The 15,369-nt window shown below is 40.8% G+C and carries 15 protein-coding genes; 9 read left to right on the top strand and 6 right to left on the bottom strand.

Annotated elements, in window-relative coordinates; all coding sequences use genetic code 11:
• The first annotated feature begins 4 nt into the window (after positions 1-4).
• Positions 5-1,153, top strand: a complete 1,149-nt coding sequence (locus FTU09_RS00605; protein ID WP_180079394.1) for a phospholipase A — start codon at positions 5-7, stop codon at positions 1,151-1,153.
• 96 nt (positions 1,154-1,249) lie between these two features.
• On the opposite strand, the gene FTU09_RS00600 is transcribed toward FTU09_RS00605, so the two are convergent.
• The 3 genes from FTU09_RS00600 to ilvA form a co-directional block, all read right to left on the bottom strand.
• On the bottom strand, positions 1,250-2,590 hold the full coding sequence (locus FTU09_RS00600; protein WP_004973423.1) for a TrkH family potassium uptake protein: 1,341 nt from the start codon (positions 2,588-2,590) through the stop codon (positions 1,250-1,252).
• Positions 2,587-3,243 carry a TrkA family potassium uptake protein gene (locus FTU09_RS00595; RefSeq protein WP_096901585.1) on the bottom strand — a complete coding sequence of 219 codons (657 nt, stop codon included), beginning with the start codon at positions 3,241-3,243 and terminating at the stop codon, positions 2,587-2,589. Before FTU09_RS00595 ends, FTU09_RS00600 begins: the two co-directional genes overlap by 4 nt.
• Before the next feature lie 130 nt (positions 3,244-3,373).
• Positions 3,374-4,912: a threonine ammonia-lyase, biosynthetic gene (gene ilvA, locus FTU09_RS00590; protein WP_019837302.1), complete on the bottom strand. Its 1,539-nt coding sequence runs from the start codon at positions 4,910-4,912 to the stop codon at positions 3,374-3,376.
• Positions 4,913-5,018: 106 nt separating this feature from the next.
• Between ilvA and rpiA the strand changes: the two genes are divergently transcribed.
• The 7 genes from rpiA to FTU09_RS00555 all read left to right on the top strand — a co-directional run bounded on the left by rpiA (position 5,019) and on the right by FTU09_RS00555 (position 11,749).
• Entirely contained in the window at positions 5,019-5,690 is a 672-nt protein-coding gene (gene rpiA, locus FTU09_RS00585; protein WP_004973429.1) for a ribose-5-phosphate isomerase RpiA, read from the top strand.
• 91 nt (positions 5,691-5,781) lie between these two features.
• Entirely contained in the window at positions 5,782-6,462 is a 681-nt protein-coding gene (locus FTU09_RS00580; RefSeq protein ID WP_180079393.1) for a M48 family metallopeptidase, read from the top strand.
• A gap of 187 nt (positions 6,463-6,649) precedes the next feature.
• Complete coding sequence (gene argC / locus FTU09_RS00575) at positions 6,650-7,705, top strand: N-acetyl-gamma-glutamyl-phosphate reductase (RefSeq protein ID WP_171062573.1); 1,056 nt, start codon at positions 6,650-6,652, stop codon at positions 7,703-7,705.
• Positions 7,706-7,784: 79 nt separating this feature from the next.
• Positions 7,785-8,558: a DUF6776 family protein gene (locus FTU09_RS00570; protein ID WP_180079392.1), complete on the top strand. Its 774-nt coding sequence runs from the start codon at positions 7,785-7,787 to the stop codon at positions 8,556-8,558.
• A 19-nt stretch (positions 8,559-8,577) separates the two neighbouring features.
• The gene (gene clpS / locus FTU09_RS00565; protein ID WP_004973438.1) at positions 8,578-8,994 is read left to right on the top strand and encodes an ATP-dependent Clp protease adapter ClpS; all 417 of its coding nucleotides are present in this window, start codon (positions 8,578-8,580) and stop codon (positions 8,992-8,994) included.
• A 9-nt stretch (positions 8,995-9,003) separates the two neighbouring features.
• Positions 9,004-11,280: an ATP-dependent Clp protease ATP-binding subunit ClpA gene (clpA, locus tag FTU09_RS00560; protein WP_004973441.1), complete on the top strand. Its 2,277-nt coding sequence runs from the start codon at positions 9,004-9,006 to the stop codon at positions 11,278-11,280.
• A gap of 115 nt (positions 11,281-11,395) precedes the next feature.
• The gene (locus FTU09_RS00555; protein ID WP_004973443.1) at positions 11,396-11,749 is read left to right on the top strand and encodes a YnfA family protein; all 354 of its coding nucleotides are present in this window, start codon (positions 11,396-11,398) and stop codon (positions 11,747-11,749) included.
• A gap of 75 nt (positions 11,750-11,824) precedes the next feature.
• On the opposite strand, the gene FTU09_RS00550 is transcribed toward FTU09_RS00555, so the two are convergent.
• The 3 genes from FTU09_RS00550 to FTU09_RS00540 all read right to left on the bottom strand — a co-directional run bounded on the left by FTU09_RS00550 (position 11,825) and on the right by FTU09_RS00540 (position 14,144).
• Positions 11,825-12,322: a hypothetical protein gene (locus FTU09_RS00550; protein WP_167846032.1), complete on the bottom strand. Its 498-nt coding sequence runs from the start codon at positions 12,320-12,322 to the stop codon at positions 11,825-11,827.
• Between the two features lie 139 nt (positions 12,323-12,461).
• Positions 12,462-13,382, bottom strand: a complete 921-nt coding sequence (gene argF / locus FTU09_RS00545) for an ornithine carbamoyltransferase (protein WP_004973455.1) — start codon at positions 13,380-13,382, stop codon at positions 12,462-12,464.
• A 111-nt stretch (positions 13,383-13,493) separates the two neighbouring features.
• Complete coding sequence (locus FTU09_RS00540) at positions 13,494-14,144, bottom strand: TetR/AcrR family transcriptional regulator (protein ID WP_096901590.1); 651 nt, start codon at positions 14,142-14,144, stop codon at positions 13,494-13,496.
• Positions 14,145-14,481: 337 nt separating this feature from the next.
• On the opposite strand from FTU09_RS00540, the gene prpB reads away from it, so the two are divergent.
• Positions 14,482-15,366 carry a methylisocitrate lyase gene (prpB, locus tag FTU09_RS00535; protein WP_004973459.1) on the top strand — a complete coding sequence of 295 codons (885 nt, stop codon included), beginning with the start codon at positions 14,482-14,484 and terminating at the stop codon, positions 15,364-15,366.
• Positions 15,367-15,369: the final 3 nt, after the last annotated feature.

Raw genomic sequence — 15,369 nt, 5'->3', positions numbered from 1 at the left:
ATTTATGAGCGCGTTCAAACTGTTTGAACGCACAGGACTGTCGCTGAGTGTTGCCGCACTCAGCACTGTGTTTGTGGCGAAAACCTATGCACAAGACCCAGCTAGCTTAGTTGCACCTGCAACACCTGAAGCCTGTGTGGCTTTAGAGTCAAATGCTGATCGTTTGGTGTGTTACGATGCTCTGTTTAAAATTCCTGAAGCAGAAAAAACAGCGCTGATTAGCGAACGTCAAGCCGCTCAGGCACTAGCGCCTGAACCCGAAACGGTGACAGAAAAAATTGCAGTGGGTGTGAGTAATTTATTTTCATTTGATGTACCAAAGCTTGATCCGAATGTATCTTTACTGGATAAGCGCTGGGAGCTTTCACCCGATAGCAAATTAGGCACATGGAATTTACGTGCTTATCAACCTGTGTATTTGATGCCTACTTTTTGGACGTCCGATAAAAATGAACGTCCACAAAGCTTGAATGAGCAAAATACCGTTCCCGTGGGTAAGGAGCAAAACCTGACCTCAATGGAAACCAAATTTCAGCTGTCTTTAAAAACCAAAGCGGTAGAAAATCTGTTGGGTGATAACGGTGATGTGTGGCTAGGTTATACCCAGTCATCACGTTGGCAGGTTTATAATGGTGATGAGTCACGTCCATTTCGTGAAACCAATTATGAGCCTGAAGCCAGTTTGATGTTCCGCACCAACTATACACTTATGGGGCTGCATGGTCGTTTATTGGGGGTGACGTTGAACCATCAATCCAATGGTCGTTCTGATCCATTATCACGCAGTTGGAATCGGGTAATTTTTAATTTAGGTTTTGAAAAAGACAATTTTGCCTTGATGTTACGTCCGTGGTATCGCATTGAAGAAGACCGCAGCGATGACAATAACCCTGAAATTAAAAATTATATCGGGCGTGGCGATATGTTGGCATTTTATCGCTGGAAAGAGCATGACTTTTCTTTGATGCTTCGTCATAACTTAAAAGGCGGTGATGACGCGCACGGTGCAGCACAGTTTGACTGGGTTTTCCCAATCAGTGGAAAATTACGCGGTCATTTCCAATTGTTTGATGGTTATGGTGAAAGCCTGATTGATTATAACCACCGCGCCACCTATGTGGGTTTGGGTGTGTCTTTAATGAATTGGTTTTAAGTAGATTAAGATTGATTTCTCATTATTGCTCGCTGAATATAAAACGCCAATCTTGAAGATTGGCGTTTGTTTTTGAAGTCGGATCGTATCCAGCTTTTATCCAACTTGAATATCTGCGGTTGGATGTTTAAGTCGGCTTTTTTGTGGTGTGGCGATTAAATAAGCCAAAGTCAGCGGCCCTAAACGACCTGCAAACATCAACAACATTAAAATAATTAAGCTGGCAGGTTGTAATTCACCTGTAACACCACGGGATAAACCCACCGTGCACGCTGCAGATACAGCCTCAAACAACAGGTCTAAAAAATTCAGTTTCGGTTCAAGGGCAAGTAAGCTAAACAAACCGAGGCAAATTAACATACCTGTGATGCTGATCACCGCCAAAGCTTTAAAGGTGGTACGTTCAGGTACAGCATGATTAAACACACGCACCTCATCTGAACGTCTTAAAAAACTGATCACACTTAAAATGACAATAATAAATGTGCCAACTTTAATACCGCCTGCGGTACTGAGCGAACCACCACCAATAAACATCAGAAGCATGGTGAGCAAGGTCGAGCTATTTTGCATACTTGCGACATCTAGACTATTAAAGCCTGATGAGCGAGGAACGGTAGCGTGAAACCATGCATTGAGGGCTTGATCGCCAATACTCATGGCTGCAAGGGTATGTGGATTATTGGCTTCAATCGCCCAAATCAGCAGAAAGGCCACAAAGTTTAAACCAGCAATGGTCGATAAAATCAGCTTGCTATTGGGTGAGAGTTTTTTCCAGCGTTTGGCACGTTTAATATCCATGAGTACCACAAAACCAATACCGCCAATGATATACAGCATACTAATAGTTAAGGTAATCAGGTATTGATCTGCAAAACTCATTAAGCTATTGGGAAATAATGAAAATCCACCATTGTTAAAGGCTGAAACACTATAGAAAGCCGCATAGAAAAATGCATCGCTAAATGGATAATCCTGCATCCATGCCAAGGTTAAAATAACCGTGCCAATCCCTTCAAAAAACAATGAGTAGAGCAACACGCTTTTAATGGTCATCGACACTTTAGACAGGTTGGTTTGCCCAATGGTGTCTTGCGCCATGATTTGTTGTTTTAAACCAATTTTGGATGACAAACTTAAAACCGCTAAAATCGCAAAAGTCATAAAACCTAAGCCACCACATTGTAACAACAACATAATGACCATTTGCCCAAATACGGTATAAGCATCGCCAATATTCACTACAGACAATCCAGTGATCGTCACTGCAGATGTAGCAGTAAATAAGGCATTAATCCAACTCATCTCGCCATGATGGGAAATGGGCAGTTTCAGCAAGATTGTGCCAATGCTAATAAAGCTTAAAAAGCCCAGTGCCAAAAGACTGGGTGGGCTTAAATTGACAGTTTTGATTGGTTGTTTCGCTGTTTTTTTCATTCTGACTTAAATTGTTTAGATAAGCGTTTTAATGGTTCAAGTTGTCCTTCAACCACCAAAATATCATCTGTTTGTAGCATTAAATTGGATTCAAGCGTATAGAAAATCGTTTCGGCACGTTTAAACAGTAAAAGTTTAACCTCGGGTGCATGTGACATCAGACTATGAATGCGCGTGCCATGCAAGTTGTCTTTAATTTTTACTTTTACAATATAGTGGTTGTCGTTTAGGCTCATATAACGACTCACCATCGGATAACTCAGCGATTGCGCGATGCGAACGCCCATATCTTCTTCAGGGTGAATAATTTTACTTACGCCCAAGTGGGTCAAAATCATGGTGTGCGCTTTACTTTTGGCTTTAACGTAAATTTTAGAAATACCCAAATTCTTTAAATTTAAGACACACAAAATACTGGCTTCAATATCTTCACCAATGGCGACCACCACTGCATCACAATTTTGAATATTCAGTTCTTCCAAAACGTGTTCATCGGTTGCATCGGCAATCACCGCATGGGTAATTTGATCGGCAATGTTTTCTACAAACTTTTTATTGCTATCAATCCCAATGACATCATGGTTGAGTTTGACCAATTGTGTCGCCACAGTTGCACCAAAGCTACCTAAACCAATGACAGCAAATTGTGTCATAGCATCATCCTGAAAAATTATATTATTCTTCCAATATTCTAAAATATTTTAGGGCTCTATACTGTAGCAATATGACTAAAAAAACCGCTGAAATCAGCGGTTTTTTGCACTTATTGAGATGTGTGATCGGTTATTTTAAGAAACGCTGATAACCCAAGTTATTAGTAATCTCTTGGTATGGATAAGTGATCTTTTCCAAAGTTTCAATTAAACCATCTGGGTTCTGTTTGGCATCCGAAGCTTCTAAACCGACCAATACACGACCTTCCGCTGCACCGTGGTTACGGTAATGGAACAGGGTGATGTTATGGGTTGGGCCTAAGCGCTCCAAGAAAGTCAGTAATGCACCCGGACGCTCTGGAAATTCCACACGGAATAGACGTTCATTTTCAATATCGGCATGACCACCGACCAAATAACGAATGTGTAGTTTTGCTACTTCATCATCCGACAAATCATCAACATCGTACTGGGTTTTGAGTAACTCATAAATGTCGTGGCGTTCTTTTTCACCAGATTTTAAGCTGATGCCGACAAAGACTTGTGCAGCAGTGGCATCGCTGGCGCGGTAGTTAAACTCGGTGATATTACGACCTTGCAGCGCACGGCAGAAGTTAAGGAACGCACCTTTTTCTTCTGGAATGGTCACGGCAAAAATTGCTTCTTTATGTTCACCGAGTTCAGTACGTTCCGCAATATAGCGTAAACGGTCAAAGTTCATGTTTGCGCCACAGACAATTGACACAATATTTTTATTTTGCAATTGGTGTTGCTCGACATATTTTTTGATGCCTGCCAAAGCCATTGCACCTGAAGGTTCTACAATGCTGCGGTTTTCATCAAAGGTGTCTTTAATTGCCGCACAGATTTCATCGGTATTCACCAAAACTACATCGCGCTCAACAATTGGGCCTGATTGATCTGATTTTTGTAGTTGTAAAACTTCAAACGGTTTCTCACCAATTTGTGCGACAGCAGTACCATCGGCAAATAAACCCACTTGCGGCAAAATAACCCGTTCATTGGCTTCAAAAGCCGCTTTTAAGCAAGCCGATTCATCATATTCTACAGGAATGACTTTGACATGCGGTGCGACATCGCCCAAGTAGGCTGCAACACCTGCAATTAAACCGCCACCACCAACAGCAACGAAAACATATTCGACATCGCGCCATTGACGCAAAATTTCGTTGGCAATCGTACCTTGACCTGCCATGACCAATTCATCGTCATACGGTGGAATAAAAGTCATGCCTTCATCTTGGGCACGTTGAATTGCATATTTGTTGGCAACATCAAATGAGTCACCATGTAATACCACTTCGCCACCCAAGCGTTTTACCGCTTGTACTTTAATATCTGGCGTGGTTTTAGGCATAACGATAATGGCGCGAATGCCCAGTTTTTGCCCAGACAATGCTACACCTTGCGCATGGTTGCCTGCAGAGGCGGTAATTACACCACGTTCAAGTTGGTCTTTGGGTAACTGGCTAATACGGTTATATGCACCACGCAATTTAAAAGAGAATACGGGTTGTAAGTCTTCACGTTTAAAGCGAATGTTATTGTTCAGTTTTTCACTAATTCGTGGCGCTGCGTCGAGTGGGGTTTCGATTGCAACATCGTAGACCGTTGCTTGTAAAATTTGTCGAACCAAACGAGACAGCATGTTAATCTTCCATCTAACAGTTTAAAATAGGGGGTTATTGTAACAAACCCCTGCACATTTGCGCTGTAAAATCGGCAACAAATGTCAAAAATAGTTGAGTGAAGTCATGAGTCTGTATGCTACCCAAGATGAAAAGAAGCAAGCGGCTGCCAAAGCAGCATTAAAACATTTGCCTAAAGGCGGGATTTTGGGGGTAGGTACAGGCAGTACAGTGAATTTCCTGATTGATTTATTGCCTGAATTACAATTAGAAGCAGCTGTGGCAAGTTCTGAAGCGACTGCGGAGCGCTTAAAGAAACTTGGTATTGAAGTGGTCGATATGAACTCTGTGGGCAGTTTAGATGCTTATGTTGATGGTGCAGATGAAATTGACCGTCACATGCACATGATTAAAGGCGGCGGCGCAGCGTTGACCCGTGAAAAAATTGTGGCTTCTATTGCACGTAAGTTTATCTGTATTGTCGATGATTCAAAATGGGTAGAGCAATTAGGACGTGAGTTTCCATTGCCAATTGAGGTGATTCCAATGGCTCGTTCTGCGGTAGCACGCAAAATTGTGGCTTTAGGTGGCGATCCTGCTTACCGTGAAGGTGTGGTGACTGATAACGGTAACGTGATTTTAGATATTTATAATTTAAATATTTTAAATGCGTTGGAATTAGAAAAAACCTTGAATGATATTCCGGGTGTTGTGACCAATGGTATTTTTGCCATCAATAAAGCTGATATTGCAATTGTAGCGACCAATAACGGCATTGAAGAACGTACTGCGGTTTAATTCGTCTCCCAAGCCCCTTGTTTTTAATAGGGGGGCTTTTCTCCCTCCTTTATTAAAGGAGGGGCGGGGAGGATTTAATAAAAGAACAACAATGACATTATCTGACTTACCTGAAATTCAAATTACACCACATGCAAAAGCAACACGTTTACGGTTACGTGTCGAGCCGAATCAAATTCGCTTAACTGTGCCGAAATATTGCACTCAGCGACAAATTCAGGATTTTTTGCAACAATCTGAACAGTGGATGATTGAAACTTGGCATAAACAGCAAGCACAGCAAGGACTTGTGCAGCGTGAATTGCCAAATCAGTTATCACTTTTTAATTTGCCTGAGCCTTTAAATATTCATTATCAAACACAAAAACACAGTTTTATTTTAGATTTAAAACAGCATTGTCTTTGGGTCAGTGACCGTCAACCTGCAGCATATTTAAAAGCCTTTGTTATTGCTTATGCCAAACAAATGTTGCCGATGTATTTGCAAACAGTCAGCCGTGAAATTGCTTTGCCATTTAAACAGTGTGCAATTCGTCAACCGAAAACCCGTTGGGGCAGTTGCAGTGCACAACAGCATATTATGCTCAATAGCGCTTTGGTGTTGTTTCCTGAACAAATTGTGCGATATGTGGCTGTGCATGAGTTGGCACATACCCGACATTTTGATCATAGTCCTGCGTTTTGGGCTGAAGTGCTGCGGCATGATGTGCACTATTTGCAGCATCGCAAACAGTTAAAAACAACGCCTTTGCCTTGGTGGTGGTATCAATAAAAAAGCCAACACCCACATGATAAGACTACAATGCAAAGGTGTTGCACGTATTGACTACAATCCAAATCATCTTTTATAAAATCAACAGAATAAAGAAAAGCCCCAAAACCCTAGTAAAACAGTTTAGAAAACCAAAACTTCCTGTCATACTATAGCGTTAGCTTAAACATGCTTTTGAATTGAGGTAATGCACGTGATTTCAGTTGGTATTGTCGGTGGTACAGGTTATACAGGCGTTGAATTATTGCGTCTTTTGCTACGACACCCAAATGTAAAAGTAAATGTACTGACTTCACGTACAGAAGCGGGTCGCCGTGTAGATGATATGTTCCCAAGCCTGCGTGGGCACACAAACCTATGCTACTCAGATTTAAACATCGAAGAATTAAAACAGTGTGATGTGGTGTTCTTTGCTACACCGCATGGCGTTGCCATGCAACATGCTGCGGAACTTGTTGCAGCCAATACCAAAGTAGTCGATTTAGCAGCAGATTTCCGTTTGCAAGATTTAGCACAGTTTGAAAAATGGTATGGCATGCAACATGCTTGCCCAGACATTTTAAAAGATTCAGTTTATGGCTTGTCTGAACTCAACCGGGAACAAATTAAACAAGCACAGGTGATTGGTAACCCAGGGTGTTATCCAACCACAGTGCAACTTGGTTTAGCGCCATTATTTAAACAAGCTGAAGCTTTAGTGAAACCTGAAAGTATTATTATTGATGCAAAATCGGGTGTATCTGGTGCAGGGCGTAAAGCCAGTTTGGGCATGATTTACTCTGAAAATGCCGACAACTTTAAGGCTTATGGCGTTGCGGGGCATCGTCATCATCCAGAAATTGTAGAAGCATTGGAAAATATTTCGGGTCAAAAAGATGTGTTTAATCACATTGTGTTTGTACCGCATTTAGTACCTATGATTCGCGGTATGCTCAGCACCATTTATGTAGATTTAACTGATGCAGGTGATGCAGCAGATTTACAAAGCCTGTATGAGCAGTTTTATGCCAATGAACAGTTTGTAGATGTCATGCCAGCCAACAGTTCACCAGAAACACGCTCAGTACGTGGCGCTAACCAGTTGCGTATCGCATTGTATAAGCCACAACCGAAAAAATTAGTACTTTTGGTGGCACAAGATAACTTGGTGAAAGGTGCAGCAGGGCAAGCAGTACAAAATATGAACCTCATGTTTGGTTTTGCAGAACATGCAGGACTTGAGGTGATTGGTTTATTACCATAAGAACACGTTTTTCAACTTCACACACATTTAGATTTCGATTTAAATGTGTGTTTTGAATGAATCAAAACAAGAGATGACGATGCATAACACCGATACAGAAACCACGTCACAGTCGAATTCAAGCATGACACCCTCATCTACACCGCCAGAAAAAAAGCCATTTCTTGAAAGCAATGCGCCTTTGGCAATTGGTGCTGCCATTTTAATTTTAGGTAGTGGCTTTTTGGGCTATTCAGTCGGGCATCGTCAGGGCTTAACTGTGGTTGGTTACGATGCCGATGCAGAACAACTGGTTAAAGTGGTGCAAGAACAAAAAACGCGTTTGGAAAGTCTGAATAAGAGCTTAAATGCTGCGGTTCAAGAACGCGATGTTGCGGTCAGTAACTCCAATGATTTGTATCAAGCTTTCACTCAAGCAACTGAAGATAAGCAACGTACTGAAGGCATGAGTGCGATTTATCGTGAAGTTTTGCGTCAACGTGGTGGTTTAAGCCTGACCGTGCAAAATCTTGGGGTGAAACCATTACCAGACAATGCTTATGAATATCAGGTCGATTTGGTACAAGTGAGTCCAAACAAGCGACGTGCAAGTGGTACGGTAGAACTGCGTTTAATTCAAGGCACAGAAGTGCTGGTTGTTCCGATGGAAGACAGCAATTTTAATTTTGATAATTATGAGCGTTTAACAGGGCGCTGGAGCATGCCTAAAGGCTTTAATCCAGACTTTATTGAAGTCCGTTTAAATGGCGCAACTCCTGTGATTAAACGCTTCAGTTGGAGCAAAGGCAAAGCCGTGGAGGCAGATTCTGCCTTTATTTCTGAAATTCCACAAGCAGAAGCTAGCGCTCAATAATGTGTGATATGTAAAACTTATGCGAACCCAAAAAAGATCCATCTGTTTAAATGAAATTAAAACCACTTTTCATCAATCTGGCTATGTCGATTGGCATTTAACCCCGCGTTTAAGTGTGGATGATGCAGGACATGAAGATGATGGTGATATTGCGGTACAAACTGCGCCGCCACAATTAAAACGCCCACCTTTATATGTTGTCGTTTTAATGAACGATGATTACACCCCAATGGACTTTGTAATTGAAATTTTACAACAATACTTTGCAATGAATCTTGACCAAGCGACTCAAGTAATGCTAACTGTACACTATGAAGGAAAAGGTGTCGCAGGGGTCTATCCGCGGGATATTGCGGAAACGAAAGCGAACCAAGTCAATAATTACGCTCGATCACAAGGTCATCCATTACTTTGTCAGATTGAGCCTAAAGATTAAGGGGGTTACATGCTCAGTCGTCAATTAGAAGTATCACTACGTTTGGCTGTTAGCATGGCTCGTCAAAAGAGACACGAGTTTCTAACGGTTGAACATTTATTATTGGCTTTATTAGACAATGATTCGGCAGTCAATGCACTCAAGGCGTGTGGTGCAGATGTTATTGTGCTGCGTAAAGAACTCGAAGAATATGTAGAACAACATACCCCTAAACTTGCTGAAAATAACGATCAGGCGCCGCACCCGACCGAAAGTTTTGACCGCATTTTGCAGCGTGGTATTTTCCATGTGCAATCTAGCGGTGGTGACCGTACGGTTGAAGGCGCAGATATTTTAGTGGCAATGTACTCTGAACGTGATTCATTTGCCGTGTATCTACTCAAGCGTCATCAAATTAACCGTTTGACCTTAACGCAATACTTATCGCACGGTACACGTAAAGACGAAACGCAAGCGGAAGAAGAGGTTGAAGAATTAGATAGCGAAAGTTCAAGCTCTGCCAATGCTGGCCCGTTAGAGCTTTACACGCTAAATTTGAATACTGAAGCGCAAAAGGGTAAAACCGATCCGTTAATTGGGCGTGAAAAAGAAATTGAGCGTGCTGCACAAATTCTATGCCGTCGTCGTAAGAACAACCCATTGTTGGTGGGTGATCCAGGCGTGGGTAAAACCTCTATTGCCGAAGGTCTGGCGTGGCTGATTGTGAATGGTAAAGCGCCAAAACCACTCGAAAATGCCGAAGTATATAGTTTGGATATCGGTGCGTTGGTAGCGGGTACAAAATACCGTGGTGACTTTGAAAAGCGTTTAAAACAACTGTTAAATGCCTTGAAAAAGAAACCTGATGCCATTTTATTTATTGACGAAATCCACATGATTATTGGTGCAGGCTCAAGCATGGGTAGCACTATGGATGCATCAAATTTAATTAAACCTGCGTTGGCAAATGGTACTTTGCGTTGCATTGGCTCGACGACATTCCAAGAATATCGTCAGGTATTTGAAAAAGACCATGCACTTTCACGCCGTTTCCAAAAAATTGATGTGAATGAGCCTTCAATTTCAGAAACGATTGATATTTTACGTGGTTTAAAATCGAAATTTGAAGAATTTCACCATGTTAAATATGATGATAAAGCATTGGTGTCTGCGGTAGAGTTATCGGCCAAATTTATCAATGATCGTTTCTTGCCAGACAAAGCCATTGATGTGATTGATGAAGCAGGTGCGCAGCGCCGTTTAAGAGCTGAGCAAGATGATACTTTAATCACAGTAGAAAACATTGAAGATATCGTCTCTAAAATTGCACGTATTCCACCTAAAACCGTATCGAAAGATGACAAGACTGTACTTGAACATCTTGAGCGTGATTTAAAACGTGTGGTCTTTGGTCAAGATGAAGCTATTGAAGCGTTAGCATCAGCAATTAAACTGTCACGTGCTGGTTTAAAAACACCAGACAAACCAGTGGGTAGTTTTGTATTTGCTGGCCCGACAGGCGTTGGTAAAACCGAAGTTACCAAGCAGTTGGCAAAACTGTTGGGTGTGGAATTGGTTCGCTTTGATATGTCTGAGTACATGGAGCGCCATGCCGTTTCACGTTTAATTGGTGCACCTCCAGGCTATGTCGGTTTTGATCAGGGTGGCTTACTCACCGATGCGATTCATAAAAATCCGCATTGTGTGTTGTTGTTGGATGAAATTGAAAAAGCGCATCCTGATGTATTTAACCTATTGCTGCAAATTATGGATCATGGTTCATTGACCGATAATAATGGTCGTAAATCAGACTTCCGTAATGTGATTTTGGTTCTGACCACTAATATTGGTGCGGAAAGTATTTCCCGCGTGAGCATTGGTTTCATGGATCAAGACAACAGTAATGACAACCAAGAAGCGATGAAAAAAGCCTTCTCACCTGAGTTCCGTAACCGTTTGGATGGGGTCATTCAATTTAAAGCTTTACCTACTACAGTAATTGAAAATGTAGTGGATAAATTCTTGACTGAATTACAAGCGCAGTTGGATGATAAAAAAGTCATTCTTGAGGTTGATCAAGATGCGCGTGAATGGATGGCTGAGCATGGATATGATCGCTTAATGGGCGCACGTCCAATGCAACGTCTGATTCAGGAACACTTGAAAAAGCCATTGGCAGAAATGATTCTGTTTGGTGAACTTGCAGAACAGGGCGGTAATGTGGCTGTTTCTGTGAAGAAAGAGAACGGTAAGGCAGTCGGTTTGAAACTTGAAGTCTTTGAAGATCAAACGGCTGAACCAGCCTAATCAATCCTTATTTGAATTTTGAAAATAACCCATGTTGAACATGGGTTATTTTTTATGAATTCGCAGATGCGTGAACTTGAATCGTTACTGCTAAAAGAGAGACCACACAGGATTTATGGATTTTCAGATCACTAAAATTGCCAGCACAACGTTCTTGTTTTTTGTTACGGCAGTTATGGAAATATTAGGCTGTTATTTTCCTTATTTGATTTTAAATCAGGGGAAATCACAGTGGTTATGGCTGCCAACAATTTTAGCCTTAGCGGCTTTTGTGTGGTTATTGACTCTACATCCTGCGGCATCGGGGCGAATTTATGCGGCTTATGGTGGTATTTATATTTGTACAGCCTTGATTTGGTTAAAGTATGTAGATCAAGTCAATTTAACACGTTGGGATATGTTCGGTGGAATGATAGTAGTTTTAGGCGCATTGATCATTATTTTACAACCGCAAGGTTTAATACGTTAGGTTATATTTGGGTTTACGCATTAAACCTTAGGCATTAAATCTTAAAGCTGAGGTTGTTTTAGTTTTAAATACAGTTCAGTCTGCTTTAAATTGGCACTCGCTATTTGCCAATTGCACATTAAACTGGGTTTTTTCTGCACTGAGTTTTAAGTTCAATACATAGGGATTTACCCGTTGGAACTGATGCTCAAAAATAGATTCACAATTATGAATTAAGTTTTGTTTAATCATATTTTTGACATTGTTATAACCCGTACTTTCTACAAACTGCCTGAAGTCAGGTGAAATAATCATGCCACGAATATTGATTTGTTTGTCTGTCGCCGTACTTTGTTCAATCACTGTATTTTGATCGACCTGATAAGGCATAGTACGAGAATCTTCATCACTAATGACATCTAAAATTTCATTTAATGCAGCAACATTTTGAATTTTATAATCTGCACTTAAAATCTTTTGTTGGACTAAATATTGATCTAATTCACTGGCTTTGGCATAGAGTGAAGCACTCGCGATCAGTGTAGTGGTGCACAGCGTAATTGTAGCAAGTGTTTTATAAATCATATTGTTCATCTAGGCTCTTTTAGAAATTTTAGAAAAATAGACCATAACTCAAGATTATAGCGAGCCAAATAAAAAAACAGCACCTTTTGGTGCTGTTTGTAACAAAACTCATCAAAGTTTTGCGAATATTTAAGACGGGTTTTAAAGCTTAGTCTTTTTTAAGATTTTCATTCAATAAAAACTCAACCAATGCTTTTTGAGCATGTAAGCGATTTTCTGCTTCATCCCACACTACAGCATTTTTGTGATCGAGCATATTTTCAGAAATTTCTTCACCACGGTGCGCAGGTAAGCAGTGCATAAATAAACAATCAGGATGTGCTAAATCCATCAGGCGTTCATTCACTTGATAGTCTGCAAACGCTTTTTCACGAATTTTTTGTTCTTCTTCCTGTCCCATGCTTGCCCAAACATCGGTCACAATCAGATCAGCATTCACTGCTGCATCCTCAGCAGAATCGACCAATTCTACGCAGTGTGCAAATTCAGACAGGAAGCGCTGTTCTGGCTCATAACCTTTCGGTGTCGCAATTTTTAAATTAAAGCCCCACATGTGTGCTGCTTCAATATATGAGTTACACATATTGTTGCCATCACCAATCCACGCCACAGTTTTACCTTCAATTGAACCACGGTGTTCAACATAGGTTTGCATGTCTGCAAGGAGTTGGCATGGGTGATGATCGTCAGTTAAGGCATTGATCACAGGAACTTTAGAGTAAGAAGCAAAGCGTTCTACAATGTCGTGACCAAAGGTACGAATCATCACAATGTCAAGCATACTTGAAATGACGCGTGCAGAATCTTCAATTGGCTCACCGCGACCTAATTGTGTGTCACGTGATGATAAGAAGATCGCGCTACCACCAAACTGACTCATGCCAGCTTCAAACGATACACGGGTTCGGGTGCTGGATTTTTCAAAAATCATACCCATGACTTTGCCAGGAAAAGGCTGGAAAACTTCATTGTTATGCTGTTTACGCTTGAGCTCAATGGCGCGTTGCAAAATTTGATTCAGTTCTAAAGTCGATAAATCGCGTAATGTTAGAAAGTGACGTAGAGCCATTCGTTACTCCACAATAATTGCTGAATGAGAAAAAACAACAATTAGTTGTTGGTTGGTTAAGTGAAAAAGGGAATCGGCTAATATACTATAGGATGCAGAAATTGCAAAAAACTAAGCTTTTTGATGAGCGTCTAGAAAGCGATCTACACAATAACTTACATAATTGGTTGTTTCTTGTTCTGTTTCTTGTTTTGGAATACCCATGATGATACGCCATTCAAAATTTCTTAAAATACCGAAATACAGTTGTGCAGAATAAATAGGCTGTTCACAGCAAATTAAACCTTGCTGACTGGCATGTTCCAATACTTTGGCAATACAAAGTTGCACATGCAAAGGGCCGCGCTCATGTATGTGTAAGGCAATATCAGGATTGCGCTGACTTTGCTCTAATACCAGACGCATAAAGGCTGCATTTTCTGGTTCCAAAATATGATGATAAAAATTCAATAAGGTTTGAATCAAATAACCACGTAAATTTGAATCAATTTGTTCAAAGGGAATGTGAATATCCTGAAAAAATTTATCACGGCGATAATCACAAATAGCTTTGAATAACCCTTCTTTATTGCCAAAGTATTTATAGATCGACGCTTTAGAACCGCCTGCGTGTTGCACAATATCATCTAAGGATACGGCATCGTAACCACGCTCTAAAAATAGCTCAGTTGCACTGACTAATAACGCTACACATCGCTCATGACCACGCTTGGTTGGTGGTATATCTTTACCTAAAGGAGCGAAATGGGCGAGTTCGTGCATATTGAGTAAAAAATCATCAATTAAATAGAAGGGAGATTGTCATTATAACAAATATATGTACAGCGTGCTGTGTCGAAGTGTACTTGCACATGGCATGATTTGAGCTGAAAAAGCCATATTTTTAGAAAATAGTTTAAATTTTACTCATTTAGTGTACTAAAAAGCTGTGTTTATCAAAAATAAAGAATAACCAACATCACGAAAATTTATTGTGCAATAAATTTGAAAATTATTTGACTAAAGTTTTAGAGTATAGATTCTAAAAAGCCATGGCGTGATCTCGCATTCTCGATATACTCGAATCTCGAAAAATATAGTAAGAAAAGCGGAAAGGAAGATGACAGAACAAACATCTGCGGGCTTAAGATTCAGACAAGCCTTGGAAGTCGAAAAGCCATTACAAATTATCGGCACGGTAAATGCTTATGCTGCCATGATGGCAAAACAAGTGGGCTATAAAGCCATTTATTTATCTGGTGCAGGTGTTGCCAACTATTCTTACGGTTTACCTGACTTGGGCATGACCAGTTTAGACAACGTCTTGGAAGATGTACGTCGTATTACTGAGCGTGTTGATACACCATTATTGGTGGATATTGACACAGGTTGGGGCGGTGCATTCAATATTGCCCGCAGTATTAAACAAATGATTGCTGCGGGTGCTGCTGCAGTTCATATTGAAGATCAGGTTGCACAAAAGCGTTGTGGACATCGTCCAAACAAAGAAATTGTAACCCAGCAAGAAATGGTTGATCGTATTAAAGCGGCTGTTGATGCGAAAACCGATTCAAACTTTGTAGTCATGGCACGTACTGATGCCTTGCAAAAAGAAGGTTTACAGGCGGTTATTGACCGTGCTTGCGCATGTGTGGAAGCGGGTGCAGATGCAATTTTTGCAGAAGCTATGACTGATATTACCATGTATAAAACTGTATGTGATGCCGTAGGTGTACCTGTATTGGCAAACATTACCGAGTTTGGTGATACCCCTTATTACACCACTGAAGAATTGGCTGAGCAGGGCATTCGCATGGTGTTGTATCCACTTTCACCAACTCGTGCTATGCAAAAAGCAGCACTTGAAGTGATGCAATCCATTCGTAAAGATGGCACGCAAGTGAATGTCTTAGACAAAATGCAACAACGTAAAGAATTATACGAATTCCTTGATTATCATACTTTTGAAAATACATTAGACAAGCTGTTCAAACAGGAGAATTAAAAA

The organism is Acinetobacter sp. YH12058 (assembly GCF_013419805.1).
Taxonomy (GTDB): domain Bacteria; phylum Pseudomonadota; class Gammaproteobacteria; order Pseudomonadales; family Moraxellaceae; genus Acinetobacter; species Acinetobacter towneri.
Note: the sequence above shows the minus strand (reverse complement) of the source record. Positions and strands in the feature narration are given on the sequence as shown.